6 protein-coding genes are annotated in these 21,238 nt (G+C 45.0%); 1 reads left to right on the top strand and 5 read right to left on the bottom strand.

Annotated elements, in window-relative coordinates; translation table 11 throughout:
* Window positions 1-67: 67 nt before the first annotated feature.
* Window positions 68-15,793, bottom strand: a complete 15,726-nt coding sequence (locus tag ACSYTJ_RS07975) for a DUF5776 domain-containing protein (protein WP_491720296.1) — start codon at window positions 15,791-15,793, stop codon at window positions 68-70.
* A 325-nt stretch (window positions 15,794-16,118) separates the two neighbouring features.
* Between ACSYTJ_RS07975 and ACSYTJ_RS07970 the strand changes: the two genes are divergently transcribed.
* On the top strand, window positions 16,119-17,729 hold the full coding sequence (locus tag ACSYTJ_RS07970; protein ID WP_491720295.1) for an oligosaccharide flippase family protein: 1,611 nt from the start codon (window positions 16,119-16,121) through the stop codon (window positions 17,727-17,729).
* Between the two features lie 77 nt (window positions 17,730-17,806).
* On the opposite strand, the gene ACSYTJ_RS07965 is transcribed toward ACSYTJ_RS07970, so the two are convergent.
* The 4 genes from ACSYTJ_RS07965 to ACSYTJ_RS07950 form a co-directional block, all read right to left on the bottom strand.
* Window positions 17,807-18,148 (bottom strand): hypothetical protein, encoded by a 342-nt coding sequence (locus tag ACSYTJ_RS07965; protein ID WP_491720294.1) that lies wholly within the window; start codon window positions 18,146-18,148, stop codon window positions 17,807-17,809.
* Window positions 18,149-18,227: 79 nt separating this feature from the next.
* Complete coding sequence (locus ACSYTJ_RS07960; RefSeq protein WP_491720293.1) at window positions 18,228-18,863, bottom strand: pyroglutamyl-peptidase I; 636 nt, start codon at window positions 18,861-18,863, stop codon at window positions 18,228-18,230.
* Window positions 18,864-19,194: 331 nt separating this feature from the next.
* Window positions 19,195-19,686: a nuclear transport factor 2 family protein gene (locus ACSYTJ_RS07955; protein WP_491720292.1), complete on the bottom strand. Its 492-nt coding sequence runs from the start codon at window positions 19,684-19,686 to the stop codon at window positions 19,195-19,197.
* A gap of 18 nt (window positions 19,687-19,704) precedes the next feature.
* Window positions 19,705-21,162, bottom strand: coding sequence for an MFS transporter (locus tag ACSYTJ_RS07950; RefSeq protein WP_491720291.1), 1,458 nt, complete (start codon window positions 21,160-21,162; stop codon window positions 19,705-19,707).
* Window positions 21,163-21,238: the final 76 nt, after the last annotated feature.

The following is a 21,238-nucleotide window of genomic DNA, read 5'->3' as shown; positions in this document are numbered from 1 at the left end:
TTAAAAATCGATTTATAGAACAAAAAAACGCCACTCCATCAAGTGACGTTTTTTTGACTTTATTTAATTAAATAAACTTAACAAGTTTCTTGTTACTAGTAATATATTTACCATTTCCAATATAGAATCTAGTTAATCCTTTATATTTCACAACTCGCTTAACTCTAATCTCTGCTCCAGGCTTGTAATACTTACCCTTATCAGCATTGAAAGTCTTAGTACTATGAGCACGGGCACCAAGTGGATTCAAAACCTTAACCACCTTTTCACCAGCAGCATTATAATCAGCGGTTTGATAGTAAGCATTGACTAAATAGCCACTCTTAGCAGTAAGATAACCATGCTTAACATTATTAGTTAAATGACTCTTAACATAGTAACGAACTAAACCACTGCTTGATACAGCGATTCGATTAATCTTAAATTCACTAATGTTTCTTTGAATGGTCTTATTATACTTCTTGATTCGATCCGCAGCATAAAAGTTCTTGCTGTCATATAGATAAAGCGCCCGATTGTTATATACATATAGTGGATGTTTTTTCAACTTGTTGTTGAATTCGGTCACATATCCATACTTATAACCAGCTGATTGTCCATCCAAAGATTCCACAGCATAAGCCTTCTTATCAGCAGCTTTCTTACCACTAGCAACATCCCGTAAGTAAGCCGTTCTACCAGCATCATATGCTCTTGCATAATCAGATTGGTAAAGAGCTGACTTCCCAGTAAAGTCAGTTTTGGCACTCTGCCCATTGTATGCGTCAGAATAACCATCAAAGGCCCCCGTATAAGTAGGATCATTAGTGTAGATTGGATCACTCTTATAACCATCGGTAGCATCATCCAACCCGCGTTGGTAATTATCAATGTTCCCTACGGTGGTCCCAGAAGCAGCAGTTCCATCTGGATTGATCAATCCAGAATTACCACTTCCGCCAATTTGATCAATGTCAGGCGTTGCTACTCCGGCAGCACTGGCTGCAGAAAAGACGATCCGAGCTGCTAAAATCATTATTTGATAATCACTGGCGGCCCGATTAGCTGCCGAACTAGCTTGTGATGTTGCCAAACTAGCAGCAGCGTTAGCAGAAGTAATTTGACCATCAGCAACTGAAACAACGCTAGCAGCGGAACCAGCAACTGAAGTGTAGCTATCTCCCGCGGCTATATCGCCACGGGCATAGGCTGCCGATGCAGATTGATATGCAGCACTAGCAGTCACGTTCGCTGCACTGGCCACTGCGTAGGCACTATTAGCAGCACTTGAAGCAACGCTTGCGGCAGCATAAGCACTAGCTGCCACGCTATTTGCCATAATTGCATCAGCAGATGCAGATCCAATTGTAACCGTAGCAGAACTAACTTGGGTCGCATAACTATTATTAGTGGCATTGGCATTACTTGCATATACATTAGCAACAACAGAAGCAACACTATAAGCAGTTATAGCCGCTTGTGATGCCTGTGAAGTGCTTGAACTTGCGACGGATGAGTAGTAAGCAGCCTGATTATTATTGCTAATAATTAATGATGTTGCACTATTAACAACGGTGTTATTAGAAGCTGCTTGGCTAGCATATGATGATGCCAAGATAGCTTGACTACTCGTAGTAGGATTTACGATATAGCCAGCACCAGCACTAACAGTGGCTGCTGATTGTGCAGCAGAATTGGCAGCAATCACCGTTTGTGCAGCTGATTGAGCAACTGCAAAGTAACTAGCAGCACTAACGTAAGCAAGTGAAGCGACCGCATTGGCACTAGCAGCAACAACAGAAGCGCTTTGTGCAACTACCGCATTTGAACTGGCAACTTGATTAGCACTATTAACCAACGCATTAGCGCTGCTAAAGGCTGCTGAATTGCCGTTGTTTGCAAAGCTATTTGCAACCGATGCTTGCACGCTAGCTACAACAGCGGCACTCACCACTGCAGTACTTGCTGAAGCAGCGGTACTAGCGGCACTGGATGCAACTTGGTTAGCAGACTGCCCCTTAGTAGTTGCACTGACAGCCCCTGCGTAAGCTGAACTAGCAATCACATTGGCGCTCGATGCAAGCGCAGCAGCTGATTGAACAAATGGATTCCCAGGAGCTGCAGAGGCAGCTGCACTAGCTTGCCCGTTAGCTGTTGATGCTTGAGAAGCAATCGTAGCAATTTGATTCGTTGATGAACTCGCTAGACTAACGAATTGGGAAGCGGCACTCGCAGCAGCAACTCCACCACTGGTAGCAATGGAAGCAGCACTATTAAAGTTAGTTGCATTTGAAATGTTAGCAACTGCTGAGTTAGCAGTGTTGGCAGCAGAACTAGCAACGACCGATGCACTTGTGGCAACGAATGCAGCACTGGAAGCAACTGACACCGCTGAACTAGCAACGTTCGAGTCGCTGGTTGCACTTGCTAAGGCAGCGTTAGCAACACTGGCAGCACTAACAGCTTGGTGACTATAACTATCACCAGATTGAGAATTACTATTTGCATATGCTGAAGCAGCAGCTATGGAAGCGCTGTTAGCAATGGAAGCAGCACTGGATGCAATTGCACTTTGACTGACCGCATCACTGGCAGCAGAATCAGCATTTGACTTAGCTGATGCTGCAGTGTCGTTCGCGCTGGATGCAGCTGAATTAGCTACGTTCGCAACCGTAGTGGCTGAACTAACAACCGATGACGCACTGGCAACTGCTGAGTTAGCTGGGAATTGCGTTGCATAACTACTTAATTGACTATTATCATTATTTGCAACGCTAGTAGCACTTGCAGCTCCACTATTGGCAACGCTAGCAACCTTCGCATAGCTATCAGCATTACTTGCGTTTGATATTGTCGCATTAGCAACCCCTGTAGTTGCACTAGCTGCCGATTCAGCAGCGGAAGCAGCACTATTGTTACCAGGAAGTGAAGCAGCTGCTGAACTCAAGGCTCCATTAGCAACCGCAGCTGCAGAACTGGCTACGATTGATGCACTTGTGGCTGATTGAGCAGCATTCGATGCCGCATTGACCGCTGAACTAGCAACGCTAGAATCATTCGCTGCTTGAACCGCAGCTGCGCTGGCATCATCAGCAGCCGTTGATGCCTGGCGACTATAACTATCACCAGCCTGTGAATCACCCGCAGCATAGGCAGATGATGCAGCACTGGATGCACTAGTGGCTTTAGAAGCAGCAGCACTAGCAATCGCATTTTGACTATTAACATCGCTAGCAGCAGAATCAGCAGCATCCTTAGCTCCCATAGCAACGCTATTGGCACTAAAAGCAATTGCACTGGCGGATTTAGCAACGGAGCTAGCAGAACTGATCGTCAAAGACGCACTAGCCACCACTGAATTATTAGGATATTCAGAAGCATAACTATTCACACTTCCATTAGCGACACTAACTGCACTGGTAGAAGCATCAGCACCGGAACTAGCAACGCTAGCAGTTTTTGCATAACTATCAGCATTACTTGCATTAGAGGTAATTGGAGCAACTAGACCAGCAACAACGGAAGCGTTAGAAGCAGCATTCGATTGCGCAACAGCTGCCGTACTATTATTAGTTGGTAATGCGGAAATCGCATCTTTTAATGCATCGTTCGCAACGGATGCAGCAGAACTAGCGATCCCAGATGCACTCGTGGCTGATTGAGCAGCATTTGATGCCACGATTGTTGCGGAATTAGCAACACTAAAGTCCTTGTTAGCCTGAACGACTGCAGAGCTGGCATCTGCTGCAGCAGATGAAGCCTTACGACTATAGCTATCTCCAGCTGACGAGTTTCCAGTAACATAAGCAAATGAAGCCGCACTCGATGCAACTGTTGCTAAAGAAGCAGCGGAACTAGCCACTGAACTTTGCAATGAAACATCACTAGCTGCAGAATCAGCATCAGCTTTAGCACTAGCGGCAACGCTATTGGCACTGGATGCTACCGTACTTGCAGAATCAGCCGTTGAACTAGCAACACTAATCGTGGTAGCGGCGCTAGCAACAACAGAATTATCAGGATATACGGAGGCGTAACTATTAACGATTCCATTCGCTGCACTAACAACACTAGTAGAGCTCGATGCGCCAGAATTATCACCACTAGCGACCTTAGCATAACTATCAGCGCTATTGGCATTCGCATTCGTGACGTTAGCAACGCTAGCCACTGCAGAAGAAGCGATATCGGCATTAGACTTTGCAATCGAAGCAGCATTACTGATCACTGGTAATGATGAGGCTGCAGAATCCAATGCTGACTTAGCAACCGATGCTGCTGAACTAGCAATGCTAGATGCAGAACTAGCATCACCAGCAGCACTCGCAGCTGCCGTAACCGCAGAGCTAGCAAGGGCTGAATCTTTAGCGGCTTGATCAACTGCGGACTTAGCATCATCGGCAGCAGCGGATGCTTGACGACTATAGCTACTTCCTGCCTGTGCATCATTACTAGAGTAAGCATTGGATGCAGCACTGGACGCAATACGAGCAACCGAAGCCGCACTACTTGCAACTAAGCTTTGGGTTACCACATCGTTTGAAGCTGAATCGGCAACGGATTTTGCGCTATTAGCAACACTATTAGCACTCGATGCGACTGCATTAGCAGATTTGGCCACGCTATTAGCAGAACTAATTACTGGCACCGCACTCGCCACTGCTGAATTATCTGGATATTGGGAAGCATAACTATTAATTGTATTATTAGCAGAACTAGCAGTACTAGTGGAACTATCGGCACTAGCATTCGAACGCTTAGCATTATCAGCATAACTAGTCGCATTACTTGCAGCAGAAACTGCTCCGCTAGCGATGCTGGTAGTCGTGGCAGAAGCTGAATCAGCATGTGATTTAGCAATTGAAGCCTCACTATTCGTAACAGGAAGTGCTGAAGCGGCGGCACTTAAAGCCGCCTCAGCAGCGTTCGCAGCAAAGCTAGCAACCACGGAAGCAGAAGTTGCACTGGATGCAGCATTCGAAGCTACTTGAACGGCAGAGCTAGCAACTAGTGAATCATCGGCCGCCTTAGAAGCGGCAACGCTAGCATCATCGGCAGCAGACGATGCTTGGCGGCTATAGCTGTCTCCAGCTGATGAGTTCCCGGCATCGTAAGCAGATGCAGCAGCCGTGGAATTAACCCCTGCTAATGAAGCAGCATTACTTGCGATCACACTTTGCCGATTGGCATCACTTGCAACCGAGTCAGCAACGGACTTGGCATTAGCCGCAGCACTGTTAGCGCTGTCAGCCACGTGATTAGCTGAGTCTGCAATTGAATGCGCAACACTAGTGGTGGATACAGCACTTGCCACCACGGAATTATCTGGATACTGAGCAGCATAGCTATTAACCTGGCGATTAGCATCACTAGCAACGCTAGTAGAACTACCAGCCCCTGAGTTAGCAACGCTCGCAACCTTAGCATAGCTATCGGCATTACTTGCTGCTGAAAGCGTAGCAGCATCGACACTCCCAGCAACCGATGAAGAAACCGTTGCATTAGAGTTTGCAACTGAAGCTTCGCTATTCGTAACTGGCAATGCTGATTCAGCATCACTGATTGCCGCAATAGCGTTATTAGCAGCACTACTTGCCACTGTCGATGCAGAACTAGCAACTCCAGCGGCACTGGATGCTAATACAACTGCAGAACTGGTGGCACTGGCGTCTTGGGATGCTTGAGCGGCAGCTGAACTAGCATCAGCTGCTACACTAGCTGCTTGACGACTATAACTGTCACCTTCTTGTTGATTACCAGCAGCGTATGCGGAAGTAGCAGCACTAGAAACCACATTAGCTAATGAAGCGGCACTACTTGCAACTGCACTTTGGCTAGCAGCATCACTAGCTGCAGAATCAGCAATAGATTTTGCACTTGCAGCCATTTGATGAGCACTATTGGCAGATACATTTGCAACACTAGCAACTGAATTAGCAGCACTAATCACAGAAGCAGCACTGGCAACGACTGAATTAGCTGGATCCTTAGCAGCGTAACTTACCGCCTTGCTATTAAGTGAATTAACGACACTGGTTGAAATACCTGCTCCTGAATTATCATCACTGGCAATTTTAGCATAACTGTCAGCAGCACTAGCGTTAGCAATGGCAACGCTATTAGCGCTACTGGTAACGACAGAAGCAGAATCGGCAGTAGACTTAGCAACAGAAGCTTCGCTATCCGTAACTGGAAGAGCAGCTGCTGCAGAATTCAATGCCGCCTTTGCAGCATCGGCAGCAAAACTAGCAACAACCGAAGCCGAAGTCGCAGTGGAAGCAGCATCTGATGCGACCGAAACGGCCGAATTAGCAGCACTAGAATCAGCGGAGGCATTATTAGCAGCGACACTGGCTTCACTAGCAGCTGCAGTCGCTTGATGACTATAGCTATCACCAGCGGTAGGGTTGCCATTCGCATAAGCAGATGCAGCAGCACTGGAGGCACTATTAACAACTGAAGCAGCACTACTTGCAATTGCGCTTTGACTAGCAGCATCACTTGCAATTGAATCAACCGTACTCTTGGCACTAGTTGCAGCACTCTTAGCACTAGCCGCAACTGAATTAGCAGAGCTTGCGATCGATGAGGCAACACTAGTAGTAGAAGCCGCACTCACAACGACTGCGTTATTTGGATATGCTGAAACATAGCTATTCACCACATCGTTAGCAGAGCTTGCGGTACTCTTAGAACTACCAGCACCAACGCTGGCGGAACTAGCAATTTTAGCATAACTATCGGCACTGCTTACGTCCGATAATGCTCCACTAGCGGTGCTAGTAGCAACAGATAAAGCAGCCTTAGCGTTAGAAACGGCCATTGAAGCTTCACTATTCATCCCTGGATATTGAGATTGAGCAGCATTTAAGGCATCCTTAGCAGCTTCAGCGGCAAAACTAGCCACAACTGAAGCCGAGCTAGCTGAATCCGCAGCAGCGGATGCGCTCGTTACGGCTGAACTAGCTGCGTTCGAATCGTTAATTGCTTGACTAGCAGCAGAACTAGCCGTGTTTAATGCATTAGAAGCTTGACTATTGAATCGATCACCCGATTGTGGATCACCAGCAGCGTATGCTGATGAAGCAGCACTCTTGGCAATTGCTGCATTGGAAAGAGCCGCAGAGGCATTTTTACTTTGTTCCACCACATCACTTGAAGCTGAGTCAGCAACCGATTTGGCGTTTATCGCAGCACTATTGGCACTAGATGCAACTGAATTAGCAGAACTAGCGATCGAAGCAGCAGTACTAGTCGTTGCAGAAGCACTCACCACAACCGAGTTATCTGGATGGGCGGACGCTAGACTATTAACGGTTCCGCTAGCAGAACTAGCGAAGCTGGTTGATTGAGCGGCTCCCGAGTTATCAGCACTAGCTACCTTAGCGTAACTATCGGCTGTGCTAGCGGCTGAAATCGTCGGTGCAACAAGATCTGAACCACTACTAGTAACTGCTGATTGCGCAGAATTCAAAGCCGCATTAGCAGCATCATTTGCTGCACTGGCAACGCTGGATGCATTCACCGCACTTCTGGCGGCGCTGGCAGCATCGTTAACTGCGGAACTGGCAACATCACTAGCAGAATTGGCTTGACTAACCGCGACACTAGCATCAGAAGCAGCAGCAACTGCTTGTTTCACATAGGCATCCCCAGCAGTACTATTCCCCGCTACATATGCAGATGAGGCGGCACTTGCGGCACTGGATGCAGTATATGAGTCTTGTTCAGCAGTTGAGCGTTGCTTTTCCACTTCGTTGGCGGCTGATGAAGCAACCGACTTAGCGCTAGCAGCAACACTATTAGCACTGGATGCATCATTAGATGCAGACTGAGCAGCGGAACTAGCGGAGCTAATCGTATTAGCAGCGCTAGCCACAACGGAATTATCTGGGTATGACGAAGCATAGCTGTTGACTGCATTGGTAGCAGAACTAACTGCACTGGTGGAACTATTTGCTCCTGAACTAGCGGCACTGGCAACGCTAGCGTATTTATCTGCAGCATTGGAGTTTGCTCCATTGGCACTCGCAATCGAATCAGCTAGGCTGGCAGCGGAAGAAGCAGCCACTTTTGCGCTTTGTGCTGCAATGTTTCCTGGGAGGGCTGGGTTACTTCCATGTTCACTAGCCAGCGAATTAGCAACGCTGGTCGCACTAGCAGCTTGACTAGCAAGTGATTGTACGGCAGAAGTAGCACTAGCTCCTTGATTAGCAGCGCTATCAACATCTTGTTTAGCCTGACTAGCATCGCTAGTAGCAGCATCAGCATCAGATTGAGCACTCTTGGCAACTGAAGCGGCACTGGATGCCTGTTCGGCATATGACTTTGCAGCAGCACGATCACCACCGGCAACGGCGCTGGAGGCAGCTACAGAATCAGCTGACGCAACAATTGAAGCGGAATTAGCAATGACAGAAGCGCTGCTAATCTTAGCAGCGTTGCTGTCAACCCGACTCTTTGCAGAAACGACAGCTGAACTAGCACTAGTCACTTGTTGGGCAACAGATGCAACACTTTGGGTCGCCGTTGAAGCATTCTTAACCGCACTGGCAATCGATGAATCATCTGGATAGTATGATGCGATTACGCTGGCTGCTGTGCTGGCGGAATTGGCAGAACTGACTGCAGTGTTAGCAGCGGATTGGTTAGCAGTAGCAGTGTTAGCAGCACTTTGCGCACTGGAAACGATTGGAGCAACCACTGCTGAATCAGAACTTACGGCAGCAGATGCGCTGCTGGCAACCGAACTGGCGGAACTAGCAACACTATTATAATCACCAGCTAAAACGGCCTCGGTCGCTTTTGAAGCGACTTTACTAGCATCAGCAATGGCACTGGAAGCCACTACCTGTGCAGACGAAGCCTGCGAAGCAGCAACGGAAGCGGCCTTAGCATATAGGTTGGCGGTACTTGAGGCTGATTGGGCAACGCTACTGTCACTAGAAGCTTGATCAGCAGCATTGGAGGCAATAGATTCGGCCGAACTAGCTCCCGATGGATCGTTAGAATTGGCAGCGCTGTTGGCAATGCTATCGTATTGCGATGCAATCGATGCCTGTGTATTCGCATTGCTAGCAGCAGAATTAGCGGAACTAGCGGCACTATCGGCGGCATCCTTTGCAACAGAAGCGGCACTGGATGCCTGTTTAGCAGCGGATGAGGCCGAATTAGCAACTGATGTGTCACTAGCAACTGCACTAACCGCACTGTTGATGACAGAATCACTTGGGTTCTCAGAACTCAAACTAGCCACCTGACTATTAGCTGAAGAGAGCGAACCCATTGATTGGTTAATCGCATCAGAAGCTTGACTGGCGGCGGTTGAATACTTAGCCGCATCGTTAGCAGCAGATTGAGCACCGCTCGCTCCACTCGCAGCTTCGTTGGCGACTGAAGCTGCCTTACTGGCATCACTGTAATCATTATCAGCATCGCTAGCGTATTGGCTTCCGGCCTTGCCATTAATTGCTGCATCAGCGTTAGCAACAGCACGGTTGGCACTAGAAGCGACCGAACTAGCATGAGAAGCAGTAGCGTTAGCACTGGCAGCGGTGCTGTTGGCTAGGCTCGCAGCTTGATCAGCATTGTTTGCGTCTGATTGTGCTGACTTAGCAACTTCAGCAGCACTGGATGCCTGGTCGGCATAGGAATGGGCCACCGAGTTGTTCCCACTGGCCACCGCATTAGATGCTGCTGCAGAAGCACTAGCAGCAGTGCTGGCGGCGGAGCTAGCAATAACGCTCGCACTGGCAACAATACTAGCATTGCTTACTACTTGTGATTTTGCAGTCTCAGCAGCTGATTGCGCACTAACTGCTTGACTGGCAGCACTATTAGCAACCGAGTTGGCAGAACTAGCAACCTGCGCTTGACTAACAATGGCAGAATCGTTTGGATGTAAAGCGGCAATTGATTGGGCATCGCTGTTCAACGAACTGGCACCTGAAGCAAAGTTATTGGCACTACTTACGTCATCAGCAATTGCAGAAGCATAGGAGGTAGCACTAACAATCGATGAATTAACGTCAGCAGAGGTTCCACTAATTGCAGCGGAAGCACTCGAGGCAGCAGAACTAGCGGAACTGGCTTCATGGTTGTAATCAGCCCCATCGTTGACGCTGTTGCTGACAGCAGCAATGGCGGAAGAAGCAACGGAGGCGACATTAGCGATCGTTGATTGCGCACTGGAAGCCTTAGCAGCTGCGGCGTTTCCACTATCAGTCGCTGCTTGAGCATTCGAATTAGCGGATTGGACCACATCATTGGCTGAACTAGCAAGGCTCGCAGCCGACTTAGCAGCTGTGGCAGCAGATGATGCAGCACTCACATCACCATTAGCAGCATAACTAATTGCAGCACTAGCAGCGGCATTGGCAACACTAGATTGCACAGCTGCTGAATTGGCAGCATCAGCAGCGGATTGAGCAGCAGCGCTGGCTGCGGATGAAGCCGAATTAGCAACGCTGGATGCAACGGACGCATCGATCGAAGCAGAACTGGCAATGACACTGGCGCTATTAACCACGCTGGCGGCACTTTGGACACTAGCGTTAGATGGATTGGAATTGATTAAACTATTGATGGCACTACTTGCTGATGCGACCGAACTCATTGTTTGACTAGCAGTACTGGAAGCTGCACTGGCTTCTGAAGAGTACTTAGCAGAACTGCTCAACACAGCAACACTGCTAGCGGTCTGTTGCGCATTATTGGTGGTATTAGCAGCAGAAGATGCTTGAGCCTTGGCCTCGTTGGCATAGCTGGAAGCACCACCGATGGCACTATTAGCAGTGCTTTCTGCACTTTGAACGGTGTTATTAGCTGAAACAGCATTGCTGGCAGCCGAAGATGCCTTGGCAGAAGCAGCGGAAGCAGTATTGGATGCAATCACGGCATTAGACTGGGCAACTGAGGCATTGCTGATGGCAGATTGGGCGCTATTAGCCGCAGCACTGGCAGCACTAGCTGCGCTAGAAGCCGCCACGGGATCACCGCTAGCAGCGGCTTGACTAGCAGCAGTTGAAGCACTCTTGGCTGCACTAGCGGCAGAATTGGCCACACTAGCAGCTGCTGAGGCGGTCACACTTGCACTACTTGCATCGTTGCTGGCGGATTGGGCGGCCGTGTTGGCAGAGTCGGCATCAGAAGCAGCGGATTGGGCCACTGAGTTGGCGCTCGCTACTCCAGATGCAGCACTTTGAACGGTTGAGTTGTTCGGGTTAGCAGATGCCATCGACTTGACCTGGGCGTTGGCATCGGAAGCTTCCTTAGCGGCACTGGCAGCGGCGCTATCACTAGCAGAAGCCCCAGATGCTGCATCGTTGGTCTGACTAGTTAACGATGCAACGTTGGATGGGTTAGCAGAATCGCTCGTCAACGAATTAGTCTTGCTATTGGCACTAGTGGCATTACTATCGGCAGCACTGGCAGTCGAGTTAGCAAGTGAAGCTGCTCTAGCGGACGCATTGCTGTTGGCACTGGCGACGCTGGATAGTGCACTAGCTGCAGCACTGCTTGCTGCAGCCACACTGGATTCATCACTTTGCGCAGAATTATAGGCGCTAGAAGCCACCTGACTGGCCGCATTAGCACTGGAGACCGCGTTTTGAGCAGCGGAATTCGCCACTGCTGCATCGGAAGCGGCGGAAGAAGCCTTATTAAAGTTACCAGCGGATTCATAACTAGAAGCAAGCACGGAGGCGCTCTGCGCACTGGCAATCGCCTGGCTAGCTGCTTGACTAGCGGTTGAATAATTAGAAGCCGCATTATCAGCATCGTTTTTGGCAGACTGAGCTACCGAATTAGCAACTGAACCTGCCGATTGGGCACTGTTCAAGGCACTATTAGCAGCACTGGCAACCGATTGATCGCTGTTAATTTGCGAATCGTTGGGATAAAGGCTGGCAACACTACTAATGGCAGCCGAAGCACTATTTCCAGATTGTTGGGCAGCACTAACGGCGTTGGCTTCTGATTGGGCCTTAGAGGCTACTGAATCGGCATTGCTGACGTTAGCACTCACGCTACTTGATAAACTACTAATGCTGTCGGCGGCACTTTGAGCCCCTGAAACGGCTGAGCTGGCCTTGCTGTTTGCATTGTCAACCCCATCGCTGTAGATGCTGTTGGCAGCACTGGCAAACTTCGCAGCCGCGTTCGAAGCATTAACGGCGCTATCGGTCAGTTGGGCAGCAGCACTAACGGCACTGCTGAAGTTAGAATAATCAGCACTGGCGGATGAGACTGCAGCGCTCGCTAAAGAAGCATAGTAAGAGGCACTGGAGGCATCACTATCGGATGGGCCGAAGTTGCTCAACTTGGCTTCGGCGTTGTTATTTGAGGTAACGTTGTTGGCGTATGAAGATGCCAAACTAGCGTAGCTGCTGACGTTGTTCGATTGAACAATGTAGTCACTATTAGCAGAAGTTGCTAAGCTAGTGGCGACTTGGGCTTGGGAGTTGTACTCAGAAGCATTCGAACTATTAATCGTCATTGCACTAACGGCACTAGCCATTGATGATTGCATTGCAACTGCAGATGGATATCCCTGTGAGGCCAACGATTGCATGGCACTTGATTGACTGACCACACTGGTGTAACTAACGTTCGTCGCACTAGCGGCACTAGCAGCCTTAACGGCGTAACTAGAGTTGTTGATCGCAGTCGAGCTAATCGCACTGCCGTTCGAGCTAGCAAAGGCGGTCATACTGCTGCCAGCTGAAGAAGCCTGCAATGAAGAAGCATTGGCTTGATCAATTGCTGGTTGGTTAATTAGGTAGAGTGGATCAGTAATTGCGTGGTTCTTGATACTGCCAGAATAGATCTGGGTATTAGAAACGTTGAACGGACCGGTTGTTGGGTTAATGATGTTACTACTGGTGTAGGTATTCCCATTCTTATCTTCATAGAGTTCACTATCGATCGTTGAAACGAAGTAGTGCGCAGTAACAGACAACGAGTTAACGATCGCATTCGTGCTGCTGGTGGCCGCCTTAAAATCGTTCAACCAACTGGCGGGAACCCGATAGCTAAATGGCATTGAGGTCACTAACTGTCCGTTCACGTAGCTCACCGGAAGCGTATTAGTGTATTTATTACCATCCCCATCGACATCAGTCTTAGGATCATCAACGACTCCCTGGCCGTTGTTGTCAATTAGAAGTTGGTGGCCGTTGACGACCACACTCATGTAGACTGGCTTATTCTTCAAGGATTCAGGGATGTTATTGACCCCCGTCAAAGAGAGGGTTCCAGAAATTTCGTATTCATTAACGTCGGTTCCATCCCCGTTAACCACCTTTTGGACGTTCAGTGGACTAATGAAGTTGGCGGTTGGCGATGCCGTAAACGACAGGTACTTGGAATTGGTAATTGAAGTCGAGCCATTGACACCGTTACTTGGCAGATTTTCAAAAGCCTTGTCCTGGGCGTTGTAATACAGGATGTTCCCACTGGCTGGAATCTTAACTGCGTAGTAGGCTCCCTGCGCATTCCCGTTGTTATCCACACTAACCGCATAGGCGTTGAAGTTAGCGTTGGAAATAATCCCCGCACTTTGCTTTTGGGCGGGATCCGAATGGGTGGTGTCTAGATCAAAGACAACGTCCTGCCCTGGGGTATTAATGTTAACAGTCCCTTGGGTGTACAATAGCGTCGGGTTGCTGGTCCCATCCGATGACAGGATCAGATTCCCACCGTTTACAACGTTCAAGGTAGCGTTCGAACCCAATTGGAGAACGTATGGATTCCCGGTTCCGGTAACGTTGTTGATCGTGGATTGCAATAATCCGTTCGTTTCGGATGTCACGGTACCACCAATATAGGTAACGATGTTTTGGTAGTCGGTCATGTTTTTCCCTAACACGTTGAACTGACCGCTGTTCTTAACATCCAGGTTCCCTTCGATATCAACTGGGTAGGCGGCTGGTTTACTGTTGATCGAGACGTTGACGGACCCACCATCGACAACCATGTTGGCACCAGAGGCTAGGTAGAGGGCACTGGTCCCCCAGCTACTGTTCCCGGTATTACTGGAACTCCCAGTCTGCATGTTCCCGGTGTTGATGTTGACAGTCCCGTTGATCACAGCGGTCCCCTTAGCGTATAGCCCTTGTGCTCTGACACTTTGTGAACCATGCTTGATTGAAGGAGCTGCTGCGGATTGCCCAAAGTAGGTACTGGCATCCCCGTTCGGGTTCAAATTAACCGTGGCACCCTTTTGGACGTTGAACTGGCCCTGTAATTCAATTACGGTCCCATTATTGGTATAACCGTTGTAGGTCGCCCCGCTCATCACGGTCATCGAAATAACTTCAAGGTTCCGACTGTTGGTAACGTCGGCATAGTGGGTCGCCGTATCGCTAGGAATCCCTGAAACGGTAAAGCTTGGCACACTATTAACGGTCACGTTATTTTGAATGTAGGCGTTCAAGTTATTGGCTTGAATCATTTGTGGTCCTGTGTAGGTTACGTTATTAATGTAGGTATCGGTGGTCAGTGGTTTTCCAGAACCCAAATGGTCGGTAATGATCCCGTATTGGGAGGTCCCGTACATGTTTTGGTTCATCAACGTGATCGTCCGCGTGTTCATCGGACTGTAGTCGACCCCACCGTAGTCGATGTTGGCCCAGGTTCCGTCGGCCTTTAACCCGTTGATCACAAAGTCCTTGGTGTTATCGTTCTTAGTCACCTGACGAGTTTGGACCGCATCGGTCACCCCTTGGGCCTGGTGTAAGTCGATGTCATTTAAAACGTTAATATGGTAGACGTTCGGGTTCATCACTGCATCATTAAATGCTTGGGCCGTGGTAACGTTGACCGTCGTGTTGGTGGTCCCCTGCGCATTCAAACCGGCGGAAGTAGCGTTAGCATAGTTGCTCGAAGTGGCCGAATATTCACTGTTGATTGCGATCACAGCGGCACTGGCACTATTGTAGAGCACGGTTGCTAGCGATAGGTTCGAAGCGTTAGCACTCGAAACGTTCGTCAATTCACCAGCATAGGCACTAACCGCATAACTAGTCAGCACTTTGTACTTGTAATTGGTAGCTGAACTATTGGTCGTATTTGCATTAGATTGGTAGCTTTGCATTAAACTATATGCGGAGCTCAATACAGCTGCATTACTACTCATCGCAGAATAGGAATCAATCGAGGCACTATTAGAATTGGCATAACTCATAGCAACAGCCACGGAGCTAAACATTGCAGAAACCGCACTAGTTTGCGAATTAACGGCACTCCCTTGTGAAATGACCGTATCCAATTGAGACTGTGCACTTACAACTACAGGATCAGCGCTGGCAGAAGAAGCCGCAATACTGGAATTAGCACTATCGATAGCACTGTTAACCTGACTTACGAAACTGCCAGAAGAATTGCTGGTGTTTGAATTATTACTACCTGTTGAAGCACTGCCACTAGCACTGCTAGTATTACTGGTTCCACTAGCACTAGCGTTCGCAGACGAGTTCGAACTAGTGGTTGATGAGGAACTACTCCCATTGGTAGAACCACTATTGGAACCGCTAGCACTGCTAACCGTAGAACTATTCGTGCTATCACTAGTTACGCTACTTCCAGTTGAGCTAGCGGAAGCGCCCCCTGATTGCTTATCAGCAGAACTACTTCCACTGTTATCATTATTAATAGAAGGATTGGTGTCGGCATTAACCGTCACTGCTTTTTCAGCAATCGTTGCTCCCCCTAGAGCAGCAAGCATTGACACTGAAACTACGACCCATTGCCTTTTCACTTTCTTTAATGCTTTTTTATCATTTACTTTATTAAAACGATATTTATTATAAGGCAAATTAATCACTCCCTAATTTTCTGAATCAAAATACATAAAATAAACCAAAATTGGAATAATTTTATTATGTAAAAACCATAATGTATCAAATATTATTATACGCTAGTAACATATTTAATACATAACAAAAAACAACGTAGTTTAATTTAAATTTTAAAACCGGATTAGATTAGCTTATTAAACAAATTCAAAAATAGTGTATAATTAAGCGTTGTTTGTGGGTTCAATAACCATGTGGTAATATATCCATTGGAATTGAGCTCAACGCTTATTAGCAACGATCAATTCAACTAAACAATAAATATTTAGAACTCGAGGGATTTTTTTGAATAAAAAGATGTTATCGGGATCATTTTGGCTGTCTTTTGGTAGTATTTTCTCCAGGGTGTTAGGGATCGTCTATCTAATTCCATGGTTAATAATGATTGGTAGCTACAGTGATCAGTTAAATGCGCAAGCAGTGTTCAATGCTTCATATACACCATATGCATTACTAATCGCGGTTGGAACTGCTGGACTCCCCTCAGTAATCGCTAGACGTGTTTCATCGTTAAACTCTAGAAATCGATATCTAGATAGTGCATACGTCACTAAATTAGCATTTATAATAATGATTATCGCTGGAATTATATGTGGACTCGTTTTGTACATTTTAGCACCATTAATTGCTCAAAATAGTCCTGTAAAATCAATCCATCAAGCAATCATTTCAATTCGAATGTTAGTTCCAGCCATCGTTATTCTGCCTTCAATGAGCATGATGAGGGGATGGTTTCAAGGGCATAGTGATATGAAACCATACGGAATCTCACAGCTTTGGGAACAATTATCACGGGTCTTATTCATTATCATTTCAACCTTTATCGTTATCAAAGTGCTTCATCATAACTATATCGTTGCCGTTTACCTGAGCGTCTTCGGTGCATTTATTGGTTCCATTATCAGCTACTTATACTTACTGCTGTACGGCAATCATAAAAAATCAATCTATCAAAAACAGATGGATAATAGTAAACCAGAAACCCTCAACAATGTTGTATCAACTATTTTAGGATTATGGTACGCATCAATTCCATTCGTGTTAGTCGGATCATGTATTACAATTAGCCAATTAATCGATCAAGTATTCTTCAAGCAGGTCTTGATCAACGTTAATCACATGGCTTCTGATTACGTTAACTATCTTTATACTGTCTCATCGGCTAACCCTAGTAAAATCACTACGATTATTATTTCACTGGTCACATCGGTTTCTGAAACTAGTTTGCCATTGTTTTCAGAACTACATGCCAAAAAAGAATGGTCCCAAATCAATAAGTTATTATTAGAGAACTATAAATTGCTACTATTCTTTTTAATGCCAATTGTTATTATTAGCGGATTCGCTGCTGGTCCCGTTTATACTGTTCTATTCACTCACGACCAGGTTGGAACTTATTATCTCGTCCAAAATATTATTCAAAGCATCTTTTTAGGCCTTGCCGTTAACGTATTAACGCTAATGCAGGCACTCCATGCTAGTAAAAAAGCGGTCATGTACATGTCAGTGGGAATTTTTATCAAACTAGCCTTACAGTTCCCACTGCTTAAATTATTTGGTGCAAATGGAGCAATCATCGCAACTGATGCTGCCTTTTTAGCAATCGTTGCACTCGGCTACTTTAAGTTAAACCATCTATATGGCGTAAAATTAGGCTCACTAGTCCCTATTTTGTACACCAATTCATTTTTAATCATCATCATGAGTGGTTATTACTTCACCTTCCAGCAAGTGTTTCAGCCAGTCAATCGATTAAGCAGTTTCATTTATTTAGCCATTTATGGAATCACATTCCTATTGATATATATCTTTTTGGCCAACCATACCGGAACTGCCAAGCGAATTTTTGGAATGAAATTGGGCTATCGATACTTTAAGTATAAACATTTCAAATAAAATAAGGGGTTGATCTGATTAATTTCAGATCAACCCCTTATTTTTTGTTTGAATCCAATTAAAACATCACATGCGGTTTATTTGTGATTTGCATTAAACAATTTTTGCTTAGCATGATTGTAATTAAGCTTTGCTGTCATTAGTTGTTTTTTATTTTTAGCATTTTGCAAATCATGTTTAGCATGTATAAAGTCATCCTTTGCTTTGGCCAATCGCACTTGTTTAAAGCGATCGAACTCGCTTCCTGAATGTGAACCGTTGTTTTGAGGTGCATATTTATGATGACGACGGGCTTGGATGAGATTAACTTGCTTTTGATTCATATCAGCATTTACGTTATCAGTTCCTTGAAAGTAAATCGTCGTGCCAGCAGCGATTGCTAATAAAATTGCTAAATGTGAAATTTTGGCTCTTAACATTTTCATCATCCCTTAAAATTATGTTACTAATCTACCCTTTAATTATATCAGCTTTATCACTAATATAAACTGAAATCACTTAATATTCATAAGGATGATCTAGTACAATATTATCATCCAAGTGATGAATAATTGTAAGTAGCGCAATCTTGATGCCATCTACTTCATCATCCAACGCCATGGTTGGCACATCATCATTATCGGAATAATTAGATGGAACATGAATAAAGCCGGCCTTCATAGTGGGGTATCTTTTGCGCATTAAGTATTGAACCTCATACATGACGTGGTTACAAACGAAATTTCCAGCTGAGGTAGAAATTTTACTATCAATCCCAATATCACGAATATTTCTAACGATTGTTTTAATTGGGATATTACTAAAGTATTCATCTTCACCATCATGATGAATCGATCTTGTAATTGGCTGGTAGCCATTGTTATCGGGAATGCCCGCATTATCAACATTAACAGCCACTAATTCTGGAGTAATGCCAATTCGACCGTCAGCCTGACCAATGTTTAAAACGAAATCGGGATGATGTTGTTCGATCGAATCAGCAAGCATTAAACTGCTGGTTTGAAACTCAGTTGGTAATGCTAATTTAACAATTTCAGCTTCATCTAGTCGATCAGGGAGTGAATATAAAATATCCAAAGATGGATTATTAGGATGTTTATCAAATGGGTTAAAACCGGTTACTAATCCCTTCATTTAGCATCACTCCTCCCTTCAATAAGATGATAACAAGCTGACATCATTGTCATTTTCCTATTTTGTACAGAAGTACCACTAAATCTTATGTAATCAAAAAAATTTCTTATATGGTTCTTGACATAGTCATAAATAAAATGCTCAGCCATTTAACCACCTCTCCTCACTTTTTTAATTTAATTTTAATTTAATTATAAAATAATAATAAAATGATTTCATTAAATTTAACCAAATTATTTCAATAAATTTTAAAATGTTATATTAAAGGCTTTATAAGTGCTAAAGAAGCATTTCTTTTTAATTTTAACGATTAACTATTATTAAAATTAAATTAAATTGATTGAAACGTTAATAAAAAGCATCCCCCTATTTTTAAATAGTTGGATGCTTCAATTATATTGTTCGATTTATGCCAGATAAAATGAGAATCACGTTTTTCAATCAACCATTTAACATCCACTTTGACGTAGCGATCCTCATATCGAACGCCTTCTTGTACCTTAGATTGAGCATTTTCTAAAAAGACGTAATTATAAGCAATCCCCTCAGCATGCATTTCATCAATAAAAGTAATCGTTTGTTGGCCACTCATGTGAAAAACAGTTTCATACTCTTCCATGGATTTAGAGAACGCATCATAAATTGCTTTGCGCCCCTTTAGTTTAAAGACCACTTTGCCATTATTAATAATATTGACTTCACCATCAGAAGTGAACAATTGAACCTGTTTTTCATTTTCTTTAGTATCTGCATAGTTCGAAAATAGATCAACTAGTTGTTTTAACTCTAAACGATCATTGATTTCTTGAATATTCATTTCCATATTAAAATCTCCCTAAAGTTATTTGCTTGTGTTTTGCGGTAAGGTTCTAATGCAATTTAAAACGATTGCAATTAATGAAAGGACTAGCCCCATAAACATCACTAGGTGGATCCCATTGAAAAGCATTCTCTTTAAATGCGGCACTAGTTGGTAAGGCAATGACTGTGCAGTTTTAAAATCAGTTAACGCTGTTACCATTTTCAATGGATATTGATAATTAGTCTGTTGTGAAATCCTGATGCTAAACACCGCACCAAAAATTGCTGCCATAAAAGTTTCACCTAGGGTACGGATTAATAATCCAAATGTTGTTGACACCCCCACTAACTGCTTAGCAACTCCATCTTGAATTGAAATTTGCATAGGGGTAAACGATAGGCCCATCCCAAGTCCATTGAAGGCTCCGCTAATCAATAACCAAAAGTATGGAGTATTTTGTGTCGCTAAAAACATTGTCAATGACGATACACAAACGCTAGATATCCCTACTCCCACAATGGTCCGATATTGAATGCGTTTCATTAAGTGTGCCGTAAGCCTAGTCCCTAATAACAATAAGATCGAACCAGCAATTTGAGTTAATCCCCCATAAGTAGCATTAGTGCCCAATAATCCTTGCGACCACATCGGGGCGTAAACGCTAAAGCCAATAAAGTATCCGTTGATCAAGAACATGATGATGTTTTGTGACTGGATCGGCCAATTTTTTAATAACTGAATCGGTACTAAAGCATCATCAATGCTCTTTTCCACGTGATAAAAAATAACTGATATCCCAACCGTAATTACTATTAAAATCACAGTAATTTGAAAATGGCTAGATAACGAGCTACTGGCAAATAGCAATAAAGTCAATATTATCGACAATAGTCCCGCACCCAGATAATCAAAACGACTACTCGTAGGTTTAAAATCATTAACTCGATACGTGAGCTGTAACATTAAGATAGACAGTAATCCAATCGGTAAGTTAATAAAAAACACCCAGTGCCACGAAAAATGGTCAACAATCAATCCCCCAATTATTGGACCTAGAACGGTTGATAGCGTATAAGATGCGGTCACCCAACCAACTGCCCGTGCTCGCTCAGCTGGCTTAGGGTATATTTCAGCATAGATAATAAATGGAATCGAAACCATCCCACCAGTACCGATCCCCATCAATGCTCTAGCGATGATCAATATTAGCATATTAGGAGCAAGCCCCGCTAAGCCCGAACTGCAGATGAACAATAATACCGCGATTTGAAAAGCCCGTTTATTATTGATGATTTCTCCTAAGCGTCCCCATAGGACGGTTGTTATAGCAACGCCTAATAAAAATACTGAACTGATCCATCCGATTAATTGAATCGCACTCAAATCACTAGTGATCGATGGAATTGCTGTATTGACAATCGTTGCATCTAATCCACCCATAAAATTAGCGAGCAATAATGAAAACATTGCCAACGTCGTACGATCCTTATCCAACATAATCATCCCCTTATTTGTTGATATGCTGGATATTATAGGTAAATTTATAAGCTAATAAAATGGTCAATTATTTCTA

This window comes from Nicoliella sp. ESL1113, assembly GCF_058509245.1.
Note: the sequence above shows the minus strand (reverse complement) of the source record. Positions and strands in the feature narration are given on the sequence as shown.

Bases quoted from the DNA above. Each gene is read 5' to 3' on its own strand.
- ACSYTJ_RS07955 (WP_491720292.1), bottom strand. From the start codon at position 19,686: ATGGAAATGAATATTCAAGAAATCAATGATCGTTTAGAGTTAAAACAA.
- ACSYTJ_RS07950 (WP_491720291.1), bottom strand. From the start codon at position 21,162: ATGTTGGATAAGGATCGTACGACGTTGGCAATGTTTTCATTATTGCTC.
- ACSYTJ_RS07965 (WP_491720294.1), bottom strand. From the start codon at position 18,148: ATGTTAAGAGCCAAAATTTCACATTTAGCAATTTTATTAGCAATCGCT.
- ACSYTJ_RS07960 (WP_491720293.1), bottom strand. From the start codon at position 18,863: ATGAAGGGATTAGTAACCGGTTTTAACCCATTTGATAAACATCCTAAT.